This is a genomic window from Streptomyces megasporus (assembly GCF_000718985.1).
Lineage (GTDB): Bacteria > Actinomycetota > Actinomycetes > Streptomycetales > Streptomycetaceae > Streptomyces > Streptomyces megasporus.
This window is the reverse complement of sequence record NZ_JODL01000009.1, coordinates 84,840-98,395: the sequence shown is the minus strand read 5'-3', so window position 1 is coordinate 98,395 and position 13,556 is coordinate 84,840. Positions and strand designations below refer to the sequence as shown.

Below are 13,556 nucleotides of genomic sequence, written 5' to 3'. Positions count from 1 at the left end.
GCTCAACCGCCCTTCGGGTGCACAGGTGACGGGCCGGGACTCGGGGTCGGAATGCCGGGCTCGGGCTCACCGGTGCCCGTGCCGCTGGTCGGACTGCCGGCGCTGTAGATCGGGGCAATGGAGACATGGTGCCCCGCGGGGGTCTGTGACTCCAATTGCCTCATGGCCAGGGCACGTTCTTTTTCGTTGAGAGCGTCCCAGGCCATGGCGTCCTCAAGATGCGGCTCGATCTTGTCCCAGTTCTCTCCTCTGGGTCTGATGTCGCCTCCACGCTGACCGGACTCGGTACCGTACTGCTCGTTCAACTCCCGAACGCCCGGCGTGTCGGCGGAGTACAGAATGAACAGGTCCTTGTCGGTCTTGGCTCCGTAGTGATTCGCTCTGAGGTCCTGCAGATGATAAGCGGCGAGCCGTACGTCCAGTTCCGGATCCGCCTCGATCTCCGCGGCGAGTTCCGCATCGCTCACATCGCCCAAAGACCTGCCGTCAGTCAGCCGGAACGCCTGTGGATGGTTCTCTATGGTGCGGCGTGCCGTGGGCAGCTTGATATGCGTGATCCCCAGTGACTTGTCCGGGTAGGGCCCCACGGCGAGGCTCCAGTTGAAAAGTCGACCGAACTCCGTCAGCGGCCCGCGCAGGCTCGGATTGTGGTTCTGGTACCACTGCTGTTCCTGCCACAGAATGGCCAGCAGGAGCTTCCGGCTGATATTGGTCTCCCGCGCGGCTTGATCGACCGCGGCGAGGACCGTCGGTGGGACGTTGACCGGATGCAGTCCGTCCAGCCCGTCCGACAGACGCAGCGCAATACCCAACGGACTGTTGTCCTGAAGCGCTTCCTTCACCAACTTCGGGTCGCCTATGGCGGTGAGCCCCTCGATGGTGCGAAGCGCCCGGGCCGCTTCGATGTCCGCCTGGGTGGCCTTGGCCAGGGCACCGGAAATGACATCGCGGGCGTGTTCCAGCCGCTCCAGGTGACTGCCGCCGCCCTCGGGAGCCACGACGGGGTGGGCGAGCTGCACGCGACCGCTGTCGTCCACTTTCAGATCGTGCCTGCGCGCGTAGTCGAGCGCGCTGCGCAGGTCCCGCTGAGCGTCGGTGATGTCATCGGCGAGGCCGTCGTAGACACGCGCCAAGGCCCGCAGCGCGACGGCTGCGGCCTCGTAGTCGTCGGCGTGCCTGACGAAGCGGCTGCGGGCCGCCCTGCCGGTGTCGCCCACCCAACAGGTCCGGAGCGTGGCGGCGACCTCGTCCCGGGCGTAGGAGGCGAGGCTGTCGCACTGCTTCGCGGCGCTCACCGCGTCATCCGCCGCGTCCCGCCATTTCCGGGGCCGGGCGGTGTCGAGTTCGCGGACGGAGACCATCAGGCGCCCTCCAGCCAGCGGGCCGACGCGCGCAGCCGGGCCGCGGTGGAGTGGTCCTGGCTGATCTGCTGATCCATCGCCTTCGTCAGGGCGTCGGCCGCGTCGTCGACCAGGTCACCGAGGGCGCGGAGACGGTTCTGCCAGGCCGCCACACACTCATCGCTCGCCGCTCCGACGAGCCAACCGGAGTGGCTCTTCCCCGCCGCCTGCGCATCGGCCAGTTTCGACTTGGCACGGGCCTCCGCGTTCACCGTGCGAATGCCCGACGCTCTTGAGCGGACCGGCCCGTCAACCAGGCCCAAATCCGCGTTCTCCAATCCGGTTCCCCCCGGTGCGTCACCCTTGGCCGACGCGAGCCGCGTTTGCGCCTCGCGTCTGCGGCCCGCCTCCGCCACCAGGCGGTTCCACTCCTCGTCGAACGACATTCCCCCTCCTCCGCCGACATGTTCGGTCGGGGCCACGCGCGACTGCGCGTACGGCCCTCCGCCCCCTCGAACAGCAACGCGGCCACGCGGCATCCTGCCGCATGGCCGCGCCGGGTACGAAGGGGCCATGGCCGGTTTTCGGCCTCCCGAAAGGCGGCGCCGGGGCTGCCGGGGGCTGCCTCCGGTCCTGACCTCAGCCGATGGTGCGGTGGACGTCCGGCCTGGTGGACGCGCCGGGGGTGGTGTCCGCGATCCAGGGGCCGGGGGTGGAGGGGTCGATGACGCCCTCCTCCAGCCAGGTGTAGACACCGCCCAGCACGCCGCGGACGACCTTGCGGTCGACGTCGTCGGTGTTGGTCCACAGCCGGTCGAAGAGTTCCTCGACGCGGATGCGCGCCTGGCGGCAGAAGGCGTCGGCGAGTTGGTAGGCGGCGCGGCCGTTGTCACCCTCGGAACGGAGCATCTCGGCCCGGACGCAGGCCGCGCTCATGGCGAACAGTTCGGCGCCGATGTCCACGATCCTGCCCAGGAAGCCCTGCTTGGCCTCCAGCTTCCCCTGCCAGCGGGACATGCCGAGGAAGGTGGCGCGGGCCAGCCGGCGACAGGAGCGTTCGACGTGGCGCAGGTGGTCGGCCAGGTCGGGGTGGCCGGCCGGGTGGAACTCCCGGTAGGCGCCGGGGAGTCGGCCGGGGCCCACGACCAGCTTCGGCAGCCAGCGGGCGTAGAAGCCGCCGGCGCGGACGGCCGCCTTCCCCTTGTCGGTGAGCGTCGTGTCGGGGTCGATCAGGTCGCCCGCGACCGACAGGTGGGCGTCGACGGCCTCCCGGGCGATGAGCAGGTGCATGATCTCGGTCGAGCCCTCGAAGATGCGGTTGATGCGCAGGTCGCGCAACATCTGTTCGGCCGGTACGCCGCGCTCTCCCCGGGCGGCGAGGGAGTCGGCGGTCTCGAAGCCGCGTCCGCCGCGGATCTGGACCAGTTCGTCGGCCATCCGCCAGGCCATCTCCGAGCCGTAGAGCTTGGCGAGGGCGGCCTCGATGCGGATGTCGTTGCGGTCGTCGTCGGCCATCTGGGAGGACAGGTCGAGGACGGCCTCCAGGGCGAAGGTGGTCGCGGCGATGAAGGAGATCTTGGTGCCGACGGCCTCGTGGCGGGCGATCGGCTTGCCCCACTGCTCGCGGGCCGCGGACCACTCGCGGGCGATCTTCAGGCACCACTTGCCCGCCCCGGCGCACATCGCGGGCAGGGAGAGGCGGCCGGTGTTGAGGGTGGTCAGCGCGATCTTGAGCCCGGCGCCCTCGGGGCCGATCCGGTGGGCGGCCGGTACGCGGACGCGGTGGAAGCGGGTGACGCCGTTCTCGATGCCGCGCAGTCCCATGAAGGCGTTGCGGTTCTCCACGGTGATGCCCTCGGAGCCGGCCTCGACGACGAAGGCGGTGATGCCGCCGGGGTGCCCCTCGGACTCCGGCACGCGCGCCATGACGACGAGGAGGTCGGCGACGACGCCGTTGGTGGTCCACAGCTTCACGCCGTCCAGGACGTAGTCGTCGCCGTCGGGCACGGCGGTGGTGGCCAGCCGGGCCGGATCGGAGCCGACGTCGGGCTCGGTGAGCAGGAACGCCGAGATGTCGCCTCCGGCACAGCGCGGCAGGAAGGCCCTCCTCTGTTCCTCGGTGCCGAAGAGCCTCAGCGGCTGGGGAACGCCGATGGACTGGTGGGCCGAGAGCAGCGCTCCGATGGCGGGGGCGGCCGAGGCGACCAGGGCCAGCGCCTTGTTGTAGTGGAGTTGGCTCAGGCCCAGGCCGCCGTACTCCGGGTCGATCTTCATGCCGAACGCGCCGATGGACTTCAGGCCCTTGATCACCTCGTCGGGAATGCGTCCCTCGCGTTCGATGAGGCGGCCGTCCACCGAGGTCTCGCAGAACTCCCGCAGTCGGGCGAGGAACTCCTCGCCGCGCCGGACGTCCTCGTCCGCCGGTCGGGGGTGGGGGTGGACCAGATCGAGGCGGAAGCGGCCGAGGAAGAGTTCTCTGGCGAAGCTCGGTTTGCGCCAGTGGCGCTCCCTCGCGGCCTCGGCCACCTGCCGTGCTTCGCGTTCGGAGACGGTCATCGCGGGCTCACCTCGCACTACCGACGGGTGTTACCCGAGCGTATGTACCCATTTCATACCGTATTTAACGGATTTCACGCGCTGTACACCACGGGGCGCCCTTCCAGTTGAAGCGCTTCGATAACCCTGTGCGGAGTCTCTGGACAGTCAGTCGGCTCCGGTCTAGGGTCGGTCCGCAGATTCTTTGTCGAAGCGCTTCACCTGCCGCTTCCCGCACCACCCTGGAGAGCCCATGGTCACTCTCGCCGAGGTCGCCCGGCATGCCGGAGTCTCCGCCAGCACCGTGAGCTACGTCCTCAGCGGCAAGCGTTCCATCTCCGCCGCCACCCGGGAGCGCGTGGAGCAGAGCATCCGCGAACTGGGCTACCACCCCAACGCCGGCGCGCGGGCACTGGCCAGCAGCAAGTCGAACATCATCGCGCTGATGATGCCGCTCCGCACCGACATGTACATGCCGGTGATGATGGAGATCGCGCTGGCGGTCGCCACCACCGCCCGCGCCCACGACCACGACGTCCTGCTGCTGACCGGTGAGGAGGGGCCCGCCGCCGTACGCCGGGTGGTGGGCAGCGGACTGGCCGACGCCATGATCCTGATGGACGTCGAGCTGGACGACGCCCGGCTGCCGCTGCTGCGCGAATCCGAACGCCCCGCCGTCCTGATCGGCATTCCCGCCGACCCCGGCGGGCTCACCTGCGTCGACCTGGACTTCACCGCCACCGGCGCGCTGTGCGTGGAACACCTGGCCGAGCTGGGCCACCGCGACATCGCGGTGGTCGGCGAGGCCGCCGCCGTCTACGAGCGCCACACCGGCTTCGCCGAGCGAACCCGGGACGGACTGCGCGCCCGCGCCGCCGAGTTGGGGGTGCGGCTGCTGCACCGGCCCTGTGAGGGCAGCTACGCGGCGATGGCCGGGACGCTCTCCCGAATCCTCGACGAACGCCCGGACACCACCGCCTTCATCGTGCAGAACGAGGCCGTCATCGACCCGCTGCTCAGCCTGCTGCGCCAACTGGGCAAGGCCGTCCCCGAGGACGTCTCGGTGGTCGCCATCTGCCCCGACCAGGTGGCCGTCCAGGCGTCCGTGCGCCTGACCTCCGTGGCCATCCCCGCCCACGAGATGGGGCGGCGGGCGGTCGAGCTGGTGATGGCCAAGGCGCGCGGCGAGAAGGACGACCTGCTCGACCTGCTGCCGCCCCGGCTGACCGTACGGGCCAGTTCGGGCCCCGCCCCCGTCCCCCGCTGACACGTCCCGACCGACACCTCCGCCGACGAGCCCCAGGAGCACCGTGTCCACACCCTCCCTCTTCTCCCCTCCGCCGTCGTCCCTCGCCCAGCCCTCCCCCACCCACGGCACCTTCTCCACCCGCGACGGCGCGCTGGAGTGGAGGGGACGGCAGGAGACCCTGCGGCTGGAGCCCTGGGGTCCGGACGCCGTCCGGGTCCGGTCCCGGCTGGGCGGTCCCGTCCTCGACCGTCTGCCGGGCGCGCTGCTGGAGGAACCGCCGCCCGCCGAGGGAGCCGAGATCCGGATCGAGACCGGGTACGCCCTGGTGACCTGCGGCGCGATCACCGCCGTCGTCAGCGCCGACGGCATGCTCCGCTTCCTGCGCACCGAGGACGGCTCCGAGCTGCTGGCGGAGGACCGCGCCCACTTCTGGTGGCCCGGCTCCCGGCTCCACACCGCCACCGGCAACGGCTACCACCGTCTGGAACAGCGCTTCGCGGCGTACGAGGGCGAGCGGCTGTACGGACTGGGCCAGCACCAGCACGGCCTGCTGGACCAGAAGGGCACGGTGATCGACCTCGTCCAGCGCAACGCCGAGGTGTCCATCCCCGTCCTGACCTCGTCCCGCGGCTACACCCTGCTGTGGAACAACCCGGCCGTCGGTCGGGTGGAGCTGGCGCACAACGGCACCCGCTGGGTCGCCGACTCCGCCCGCCAGATCGACTACTGGATCACCGCCGGGCACCCGGCCGACGCCCAGCGCCGCTACTCCGCCGCCACCGGCCGCACTCCGATGCTGCCGGAGTGGGCGGCCGGGTTCTGGCAGTGCAAACTGCGCTACCGCACCCAGGAGGAACTGCTGTCGGTGGCCCGCGAGTACCGCAAGCGGGACCTGCCGATCTCCGCGATCGTCTGCGACTTCTTCCACTGGACGCACCTGGGCGAGTGGCGGTTCGACCCCGCCGAGTGGCCCGACCCGGCCGCCATGGTGAGGGAGTTGGAGGAGCTGGGCGTCAAGCTGGTGGTCTCGGTGTGGCCCTCCGTCTCGCCGCTGAGCGAGAACCACCGGCCGATGGAGCACCAGGGGCTGTTCATCGGCACCGAGTACGGGCCGCTGGCGCACGCCGACTGGCCGGACAAGGGGGTCTCCGAACCGGTCCAGGTCGCCTTCTACGACGCCACCAACCCCGACGCCCGCGACTTCGTGTGGTCCCGTATCCGGGAGAACTACGTGGCGCACGGCATCACGGCCTTCTGGCTGGACGCCGGGGAGCCGGAGCTGAAGCCGGGCTTCTCCGCCAACCTGCGCTACCACGCCGGGCCCGGCCTGGAGGTGGCCAACCTCTATCCCCGCGAGAACGCCCGCACCGTCCACGACGGTCTGGCCGCCGAGGGCGTCACGGAGATCATCACGCTCAACCGCTCGGCCTGGGCCGGGTCCCAGCGGTACGGCGCGGCCCTGTGGTCGGGCGACATCGGCACCGACTTCGCCACCCTGCGCCGCCAGATCGCGGCCGGGCTCAACACCGCGCTGTCGGGCATCCCCTGGTGGAACACCGACATCGGCGGTTTCCACGGCGGCGACCCGGACGACCCGGCGTACCGCGAGGTGATGGTGCGCTGGTTCCAGTTCGGGGCGCTCTCCCCGCTGATGCGGCTGCACGGCTTCCGCGAGCCGGGCATGCCGCTGGGTCCGGGGATGACGGGCGGCCCCAACGAGGTGTGGTCCTACGGCGAGGAGGCCGGCGAGGTCATGGCCGCCTACCTGCGGTTGCGCGAACGCCTCAAGCCGTACCTGCTGGAGCAGATGCGCACCGCCCACACCGAGGGGCTGCCGCCGATGCGACCGCTGTTCCTGGAGTTCCCCGACGACGCGGACGCCTGGGACGTCGCCGACGCCTTCCTGCTCGGCCCCGACCTGCTGGTGGCGCCCGTGCTGGAGATGGGCGCCCGGGAGCGCACCGTCCACCTGCCGGCGGGCGCGGAGTGGACGGACGCCTGGACGGGCGAGGCGTACCCCGGGGGCGGGCCCGTCACCGTGCCGGCGCCGCTGGAGCGGATCCCGCTGTTCCTGCGGGACGGCGCCGAGCTGCCGGTCCGGGAGGGCTGACGGCGGGCGCGGCACGGGCGGCGCCGGCGCCGTCCGTGTCCTCGCGGGCGCGGGACGCGGCATCCGGTGGGGACGGGTGTCAGCGTCCCTCCCGCAGTCCCTCCCGCGCGGGCGGCTCCTCGCGCAGGACGGCGACGCCGTGTCGGTCGAGCGGGACGCCTCGCTCGTGCCGCCGTCCGGTGAGCAGGTCGGTCGCCGGGACGCGCAGGGGGACGGCGACCGGTTCGCGGCGGTGGTTGAGGAGGAACAGCAGTCCGCCGCGGCGTACGGCCTCCACGCCCGTGGGCAGATCGGGCAGCGGAGGCCGTACGCCCGCCTCGTGGGCCGCGCGTCCCAGCAGGGCGCGCAGCGTGTCGGGGTCGGGGAGGGTGGTCAGGTACCAGGCGGTGCCCGCGCCGAAGGTGTGGCGGGTGACGGCGGGGCGGCCGTCGAGTTCGCCGCCCCGGTAGGAGGCCACGGCCTCGGCGCCGGCCGTCTCGACGTCCTCGCGCCACAGGTCGGCGGTGGCGGGCCCGGCGGCTCCGGAGATTCCGGCGGCCGGGTGGAGGGTGAGGTGTTGGGTCTCGCCCTCGGCCATCGGCCACCACTCGTGGACGAGGTCGATGCCCAGCACCTCGCGCAGCCGGGCGTCCATGCCGCCCTCGCGTATCCGGTCGTCGGCGTCGGCGACGCCGGTGAAGAAGCCGCACACCAGGGTGCCGCCGCCGTGGACGTAGGCGGCGAGGTTGTCCAGGGCCTCGTCGGTGAGCAGGTACAGGTGGGGTGCGGCGACGAGCGCGTAGCCGCTCAGGTCCGCCTCGGGACGGGCCAGGTCGCAGGTCAGGTTCCGCTCCCACAGGGCGCGGTGCCAGGCGCGCAGCGGCCCGGTGTGGGTCAGGCGGTCCGAGGGGCGGCCCTGCTGGAGGCCGGCCCACCAGGCGTTCCAGTCGTGGAGGACGGCAGTCCCGGCGGGCACGGAGGCACCCGTGACCTCGCTCAACGCACCCAGTTCGGCGCCCAGTCCGCGAACCCGCCCGAAGAGGCGGCTCCGCCTCCCGGCGTGGGGGAGCATCGCGGAGTGGAACTTCTCGCTGCCCTGACGGGACTGACGCCACTGGAAGAAGCAGATCCCGTCCGCGCCGCGCGCCACGGCCTGCAACGACCACAGGCGCATCAGCCCCTCGGGCTTGGGGCGGTTGACACCGCGCCAGTTGACGGCGCCGGCGGCCTGTTCCATCAGCAGCCACGGCCCGCGCGCCTGGGAGCGGGTGAGGTCCTGCACCAGGGCGCCCAGGGCGGCGCCGTCCGGACCGTCGGGGTCGGCGGGGTCGGGGTAGAGGTCGACGGAGACCACGTCCTGGTGCTCCGCCCACGTCCAGCCGTCCTGGCCCACGAACAGCGGCATGAAGTTGGTGGTGACGGGGACGTGCGGGGTGCGCTCGGCCAGGGCGTCGCGTTCGGCGACGAAGCACTCCAGCAGGGCGTCGCTGGTGAAGCGGCGGAAGTCCAGCGTCTGGGTGGGGTTGGCCAGGTACTGGGTCCGGCGCGGCGGGACGATCTCCTCCCAGGAGTCGTAGCGCTGGCTCCAGAAGGCCGTCCCCCAGGCGCCGTTGAGCGCCTCCAGGTCGCCGTACCGGGCGCGCAGCCAGCGGCGGAAGTGGCGGGCCGTCTCGTCGCACCAGCAGGAGGTGCCGTACTCGTTGTTCACGTGCCACAGCCGTAGCGCGGGGTGGTCGCCGTAGCGGTCGGCGAGGTCGGCGGCGATCCGCAGGGCGTACTCACGGTAGACGGGCGAGGAGGCGCAGAAGTGGTTGCGCGAGCCGTACCAGACGGTCGCGCCCGTCTCGTCGCGCGGCAGGGTCTCGGGGTGGCGGGCGCCCATCCAGGGGGGCGGGGAGGCGGTGGGGGTGGCCAGGCAGACGCCGATCCCGGCGCCGTGGAGCAGGTCCAGGACGCGGTCCAGCCAGTCGAACTCGCGGGCGCCGGGACGGGGTTCGATCCGGGCCCAGGAGAAGACGCCGACGGTGACGAGGTTGACGCCCGCCTCGCGCATCAGCGCGACGTCCTCGTGCCAGACCTCCTCGGGCCACTGCTCGGGGTTGTGGTCGCCGCCGTACAGCAGCCGGCCGCGGGTGACGTCGTGCAGGGAAGGGGTCACCGGGGGCCTCCGTCCCGCGCGCCGCGGCCGTCGGCGCCGTGCGGGGCGGGGCGCCCCACCACGGGGACACTCCGGGCGTGGGGGTGGTGTGTCATGGGGACCTCACTGCCTGGGGGATGGGAACGGACCGGGGACGGACCGGGGACGGGTCGGGGCCGAGGACGGGGCGGGGTCAGCCCTTGACGGCGCCGATGAGCATGCCCTTCTTGAAGTGCTTCTGCACGAAGGGGGAGAGCACCGCGACCGGCACCAGGGCCAGCACCATCACCGCCATCTGCACCGAGAGGGTGTGGATCTGGCCGGTGTTGACGATCTGGGACATCCCCACCGGCCGCTCCCCCTTGAGGACGATCTGGTTGAGCACGACCTGGAGCGGCATCTTGCTCTGGTCGTTGAGGTAGATGGAGGCGTTGAACCAGGCGCTCCAGTAGCCGACCGCGTAGAACAGCGAGATCACCGCCAGCACGGGCCTGGAGAGCGGCATCACGATCCGCCACAGGATGCGGAACTCCCCGGCGCCGTCGATGCGGGCGCTGTCGATCAGCTCGGGCGCGGTGTTCGTGAAGAAGCCCCGCAGCACCAGGATGTTGAACACGCTGACCGCGCTGGGCAGGATCAGCGACGCATAGGAGTCGATCAGGCCGAGGGACTGCACCAGCAGGTAGGTGGGGATCAGTCCGGCGCCGAAGAACATGGTGGCCAGCAGCGTCATCAGCATCGGCCGGTGTCCGAAGGAGCCGGGGCGGGAGAGCCCGTAGGCGCACAGCACCGAGACGGTCATGCTGAACACCGTGCCGACGACGGTGACACCGACGCTGACGACCGTCGCCCGGGTGACCTGGCCGCCGGAGAGCAGTTCGCGGTACGCCTCGAAGGTGATCCCGTCGGGCACCGTCACCAGGCCGCCCGCCTCCGTGATCGTCTCGGCCGACGACAGGCTGGTGACGACCACGATCCACAGCGGGAAGAGGATCGCCAGGCAGGCCACGGCCAGCACCGCGCCCTTGGCGGCGAGGCCGACGGAGCCGGGCGGCTCCTCCCAGGCCGGGCGCATCCGGGCGCCCGCGCCCTCCCGCTCGCGGTCCTCGGTCAGGACGCTCACTTCTTGTACACCCCCTGCTCGCCCAGCAGGTGGGCGGTCTTGTTCGCGGCCAGCACCAACGCCAGGCCGAAGATCCCCTTGACGACGCCGACGGCCGCGGCGTACCCGAAGTCGCCGTTCTCCAGGCCGACGTTCCACACGTAGGTGTCCAGGACCTCGGCGGCGCCCGTGCCCACCGCCGGGCGCTGGAGCAGGATCTGCTCGAAGCCGACGGTGAGGGCGTCGCCGACGCGGAGCACCAGCAGCAGCGCGATCACCGGGCGCAGCGCGGGCAGGGTGACGTGCCACATCCGCCGCCACCGGCCCGCGCCGTCCACGGCGGCGGCCTCGTACAGGTCGGGGTTGACCGCGGCCAGGGCGGCGAGGAAGACGATGATCCCCCATCCGGCGTCCTTCCAGATCGCCTGGAGAGTGATGAGGAACTTGAAGAAGTCGGGGTCGGTCATGAGGTCGAACCCGTCACCCCAGCCGTGCTCGCGCATGCTCTGGGCGATGAGCCCGGCGCCGCCGAGGATCTGCTGGAAGACGGTGATGACCAGGACCCAGGAGAAGAAGTGCGGCAGGTACAGGACGCCCTGCGCCCAGGCCCGCACCCGCGGGCTGACGATGCTGTTGATCAGCAGGGCCAGCAGGATGGGCACGGGGAAGAAGAACACCAGTTGGATGAGGAAGATCACCAGGGTGTTCCGGACGGCCGCCCAGAAGTAGGAGTCCTCCCACATCCGCTGGAAGTTCTCGAGGCCGATCCAGGGGCTCAGCTCGAAGCTCTCCGGGAACGACTCCCCGATGTAGGGGTCGAACTCCTTGAAGGCGATGGCGTTTCCCAGCAGCGGCACGTAGGCGAAGACCAGCACCAGCACCAGGGCGGGCAGGGTCATCAGGATCAGGGCGCGGTCGCGGCGCAGCCGGTGCCGCCAGGTGACGCCGCCGGGCGGCACGGACGCTTTCGCCCCCTTCCGGCCCGTGCGCCGTCCGCGCGGCGGGCCGCCGGACGGCGGGTCTCCGTCCGCGGTCGGCGAGTCGGCCGGTGCGGCCGGTGCGATGTGGGGCGCCGGGGCCATGCCGGTGGGGCCGGTGCCTCCGGTCGGTGCCTCGCCCGGGGCCGTGCTGTGGGACACAGGGGCTCTCCTCGTCAGCCTGGGTGCCGGCCCGGTCCGGCGCGGAGCGCCGCGGTGACGCGCCGTCCGCGCCGGACCGTTGCCTGGGTGCGCGGGTGGTTCAGGCGGCGGACTCACCGATCTCGTCGATCAACTTCTTGTACCAGTCGCGTAGTTCGTCGCCGCCGGCCTTGCGCCACTCCTCGATGGCCCGCTGCATGTCGGAGATCTTCTTGCGGCCGCGCACGACGTCGTCCTCCAGGTCCTCGAACTGGTCGCCGAGGTTGGCCCACCGATTGGGTTCGCGGACCTGCATCCCGTACAGCAGCGGCTTCCTCATGAACGCGCCCATCCGCCGCTGCCACCCGCACCAGTCCTCCACGACCCGCGGGTGGTCGGGGAAGGCGGCGACGGCCTCGGCGCCGGCGGTGAAGAAGTAGGTGTCCTGGACCTCGGTGACGCCCTGCTCGGTCTTGGTGGGCACGCCGTCCTTCAGCGTGTAGTGGGTGCCCTCCACCCCGTACCGGATCAGGCGGTTCTCCTTGGTGCCGTAGGGGGCGGCGGCGTAGTCGGCGATGGCCAGGCACTCCTCGACCGTCTCCCGGGAGGCCTTCTTGTTGACGAACGCCCAGATGCCGGCCGGGTTGGCGAAGTACAGTCGCGGGTCGCCGCCGTCGTGGCCGAAGATGTCCATGCCCTGGACGCGGAAGTCCGGGTTCCGGCCGCTCTGCTCGAAGGTCCAGCCGTACCACTTGGCGTTGCCGTCGTTGGTGATCATCGACTGGCCGGCCGTGAAGCGGGTGCCCGCGTCGCCGCGCACGGCCATGGCGTCGGGGTGGACGACCCCGGCGGCGTAGAGCTTGCGGGTCCACTCCAGCGCCTCGAGGTAGTCGTCCTTCTCGATGCGGTGGACCAGCTTGTCCCCCTGCCGCTCCCAGCAGTACGGCTTGTCCGGCAGCACGCCGAAGACGTTGAACGCCGTCCACTTCATGTCCTCGCAGGCCCACACCTTGGCCCTGGGCGCGGTGATCTCCTTGGCGAGGTCCATGAACTCCTGCGCGCTGGTGGGGACTTCCCAGCCCTTGTCCTCGAAGACGTCCTGCCGGTAGTAGGGGATGACGATGTCGACCGCGCCGGACGGGAGGGGCAGGCCCTTCAGCTCTCCGCCGAAGATGGACATCCGCCAGGCGGCGGTGGGGATGGCGGCGAGGTTGGGGTACTTCTCGACCTTCTCGCCCGACAGGTGGGGGCCGAGGTCGGCGAAGCGGCTGTCGATGGCGCTGTGGATCTTGCCCTGCATCTCCCAGCCGGGGATCACCACCATGTCGGGGATGCCGCTGGAGGCCAGCACCGCGCCGAGCTTCTCGCCGTAGGTGTTGCCGTCCTGCGTCCGCCAGTCGACGCGCACGCCGATGGCCTCGTCGACGGCCCGGTAGTAGGCGCAGTCCTTCTTCGGCGGGGTGCCCCACAGCGGGCTCATGATGGTGACCCTGCCGCCCTTGCCCATCTTCTCGGGGACCGAGGCCGGCAGCTTCTCGTACGGCTCGGCCTTGTCGGTGAAACCCGGGCGGGAGCCGTTCTCGCCGGGGATGTCCGGCTCGACGACGCGGGAGGCCACGTACGCCGGGAGGAGTTTCTCCGCGTCCTTCTTCGTCGTCGTGCCCTCGGTGCGGCCCTCGCCCCCGGAGGAGCACCCCGACAGCAGCGGCGCCCCGCCGACCACGGCGGCGGCGACGGCCGTGGAGGCGAGGAACGTTCTCCGGCTCGGGCTGTGGGTCTGGGACATGGTGGCAACCCTTCGTGGCAGCGCGTCGGCGGGACGGCGGGCGATGGCCCCACCGGTCGAACGAGGTGGGTCGAAGCGCTTCGATATTGCGCCGAGATTAAGTGTGAGGGTCATACCGCGCAAGGGTCGGGGCGAAGAAACGTCCCAGCGCGCAAGCGCACCCTGATGCCAGGACGTTCGCGGCACGGGGAGGTTGTCGC

At 71.3% G+C, this 13,556-nt stretch carries 9 protein-coding genes; 2 read left to right on the top strand and 7 right to left on the bottom strand.

Annotation, left to right across the window (positions count from 1 at the left end; translation table 11 throughout):
* Window positions 1-2 precede the first annotated feature (2 nt).
* From IF47_RS0110615 to IF47_RS0110605, 3 genes are all read right to left on the bottom strand, one after another.
* Window positions 3-1,361 carry a hypothetical protein gene (locus IF47_RS0110615; RefSeq protein WP_031508342.1) on the bottom strand — a complete coding sequence of 453 codons (1,359 nt, stop codon included), beginning with the start codon at window positions 1,359-1,361 and terminating at the stop codon, window positions 3-5.
* Window positions 1,361-1,786, bottom strand: coding sequence for a hypothetical protein (locus tag IF47_RS0110610; RefSeq protein ID WP_031508340.1), 426 nt, complete (start codon window positions 1,784-1,786; stop codon window positions 1,361-1,363). The genes IF47_RS0110615 and IF47_RS0110610 overlap by 1 nt, the downstream gene beginning before the upstream one ends.
* 193 nt (window positions 1,787-1,979) lie before the next feature.
* The gene (locus IF47_RS0110605) at window positions 1,980-3,896 is read right to left on the bottom strand and encodes an acyl-CoA dehydrogenase family protein (protein ID WP_051717402.1); all 1,917 of its coding nucleotides are present in this window, start codon (window positions 3,894-3,896) and stop codon (window positions 1,980-1,982) included.
* A gap of 232 nt (window positions 3,897-4,128) precedes the next feature.
* On the opposite strand from IF47_RS0110605, the gene IF47_RS0110600 reads away from it, so the two are divergent.
* Both IF47_RS0110600 and IF47_RS0110595 read left to right on the top strand, forming a co-directional pair.
* Window positions 4,129-5,142: a LacI family DNA-binding transcriptional regulator gene (locus IF47_RS0110600; protein WP_031508337.1), complete on the top strand. Its 1,014-nt coding sequence runs from the start codon at window positions 4,129-4,131 to the stop codon at window positions 5,140-5,142.
* A gap of 43 nt (window positions 5,143-5,185) precedes the next feature.
* Window positions 5,186-7,234, top strand: a complete 2,049-nt coding sequence (locus IF47_RS0110595; RefSeq protein WP_031508336.1) for a glycoside hydrolase family 31 protein — start codon at window positions 5,186-5,188, stop codon at window positions 7,232-7,234.
* A 79-nt stretch (window positions 7,235-7,313) separates the two neighbouring features.
* On the opposite strand, the gene IF47_RS0110590 is transcribed toward IF47_RS0110595, so the two are convergent.
* The 4 genes from IF47_RS0110590 to IF47_RS0110575 all read right to left on the bottom strand — a co-directional run bounded on the left by IF47_RS0110590 (window position 7,314) and on the right by IF47_RS0110575 (window position 13,356).
* Entirely contained in the window at window positions 7,314-9,371 is a 2,058-nt protein-coding gene (locus IF47_RS0110590) for a beta-galactosidase (protein ID WP_031508334.1), read from the bottom strand.
* A gap of 172 nt (window positions 9,372-9,543) precedes the next feature.
* Window positions 9,544-10,425: a carbohydrate ABC transporter permease gene (locus tag IF47_RS0110585; protein WP_078591721.1), complete on the bottom strand. Its 882-nt coding sequence runs from the start codon at window positions 10,423-10,425 to the stop codon at window positions 9,544-9,546.
* A 44-nt stretch (window positions 10,426-10,469) separates the two neighbouring features.
* Window positions 10,470-11,534: an ABC transporter permease gene (locus tag IF47_RS0110580; RefSeq protein WP_051717416.1), complete on the bottom strand. Its 1,065-nt coding sequence runs from the start codon at window positions 11,532-11,534 to the stop codon at window positions 10,470-10,472.
* Between the two features lie 157 nt (window positions 11,535-11,691).
* Entirely contained in the window at window positions 11,692-13,356 is a 1,665-nt protein-coding gene (locus IF47_RS0110575) for an extracellular solute-binding protein (protein ID WP_031508329.1), read from the bottom strand.
* Window positions 13,357-13,556 lie beyond the last annotated feature (200 nt).

Coding starts and splice junctions, on each gene's coding strand:
- IF47_RS0110580 (WP_051717416.1), bottom strand. CDS start 11,534: ATGGCCCCGGCGCCCCACATCGCACCGGCCGCACCGGCCGACTCGCCG.
- IF47_RS0110600 (WP_031508337.1), top strand. CDS start 4,129: ATGGTCACTCTCGCCGAGGTCGCCCGGCATGCCGGAGTCTCCGCCAGC.
- IF47_RS0110575 (WP_031508329.1), bottom strand. CDS start 13,356: ATGTCCCAGACCCACAGCCCGAGCCGGAGAACGTTCCTCGCCTCCACG.
- IF47_RS0110585 (WP_078591721.1), bottom strand. CDS start 10,425: ATGCGCCCGGCCTGGGAGGAGCCGCCCGGCTCCGTCGGCCTCGCCGCC.
- IF47_RS0110615 (WP_031508342.1), bottom strand. CDS start 1,361: ATGGTCTCCGTCCGCGAACTCGACACCGCCCGGCCCCGGAAATGGCGG.
- IF47_RS0110610 (WP_031508340.1), bottom strand. CDS start 1,786: ATGTCGTTCGACGAGGAGTGGAACCGCCTGGTGGCGGAGGCGGGCCGC.
- IF47_RS0110605 (WP_051717402.1), bottom strand. CDS start 3,896: ATGACCGTCTCCGAACGCGAAGCACGGCAGGTGGCCGAGGCCGCGAGG.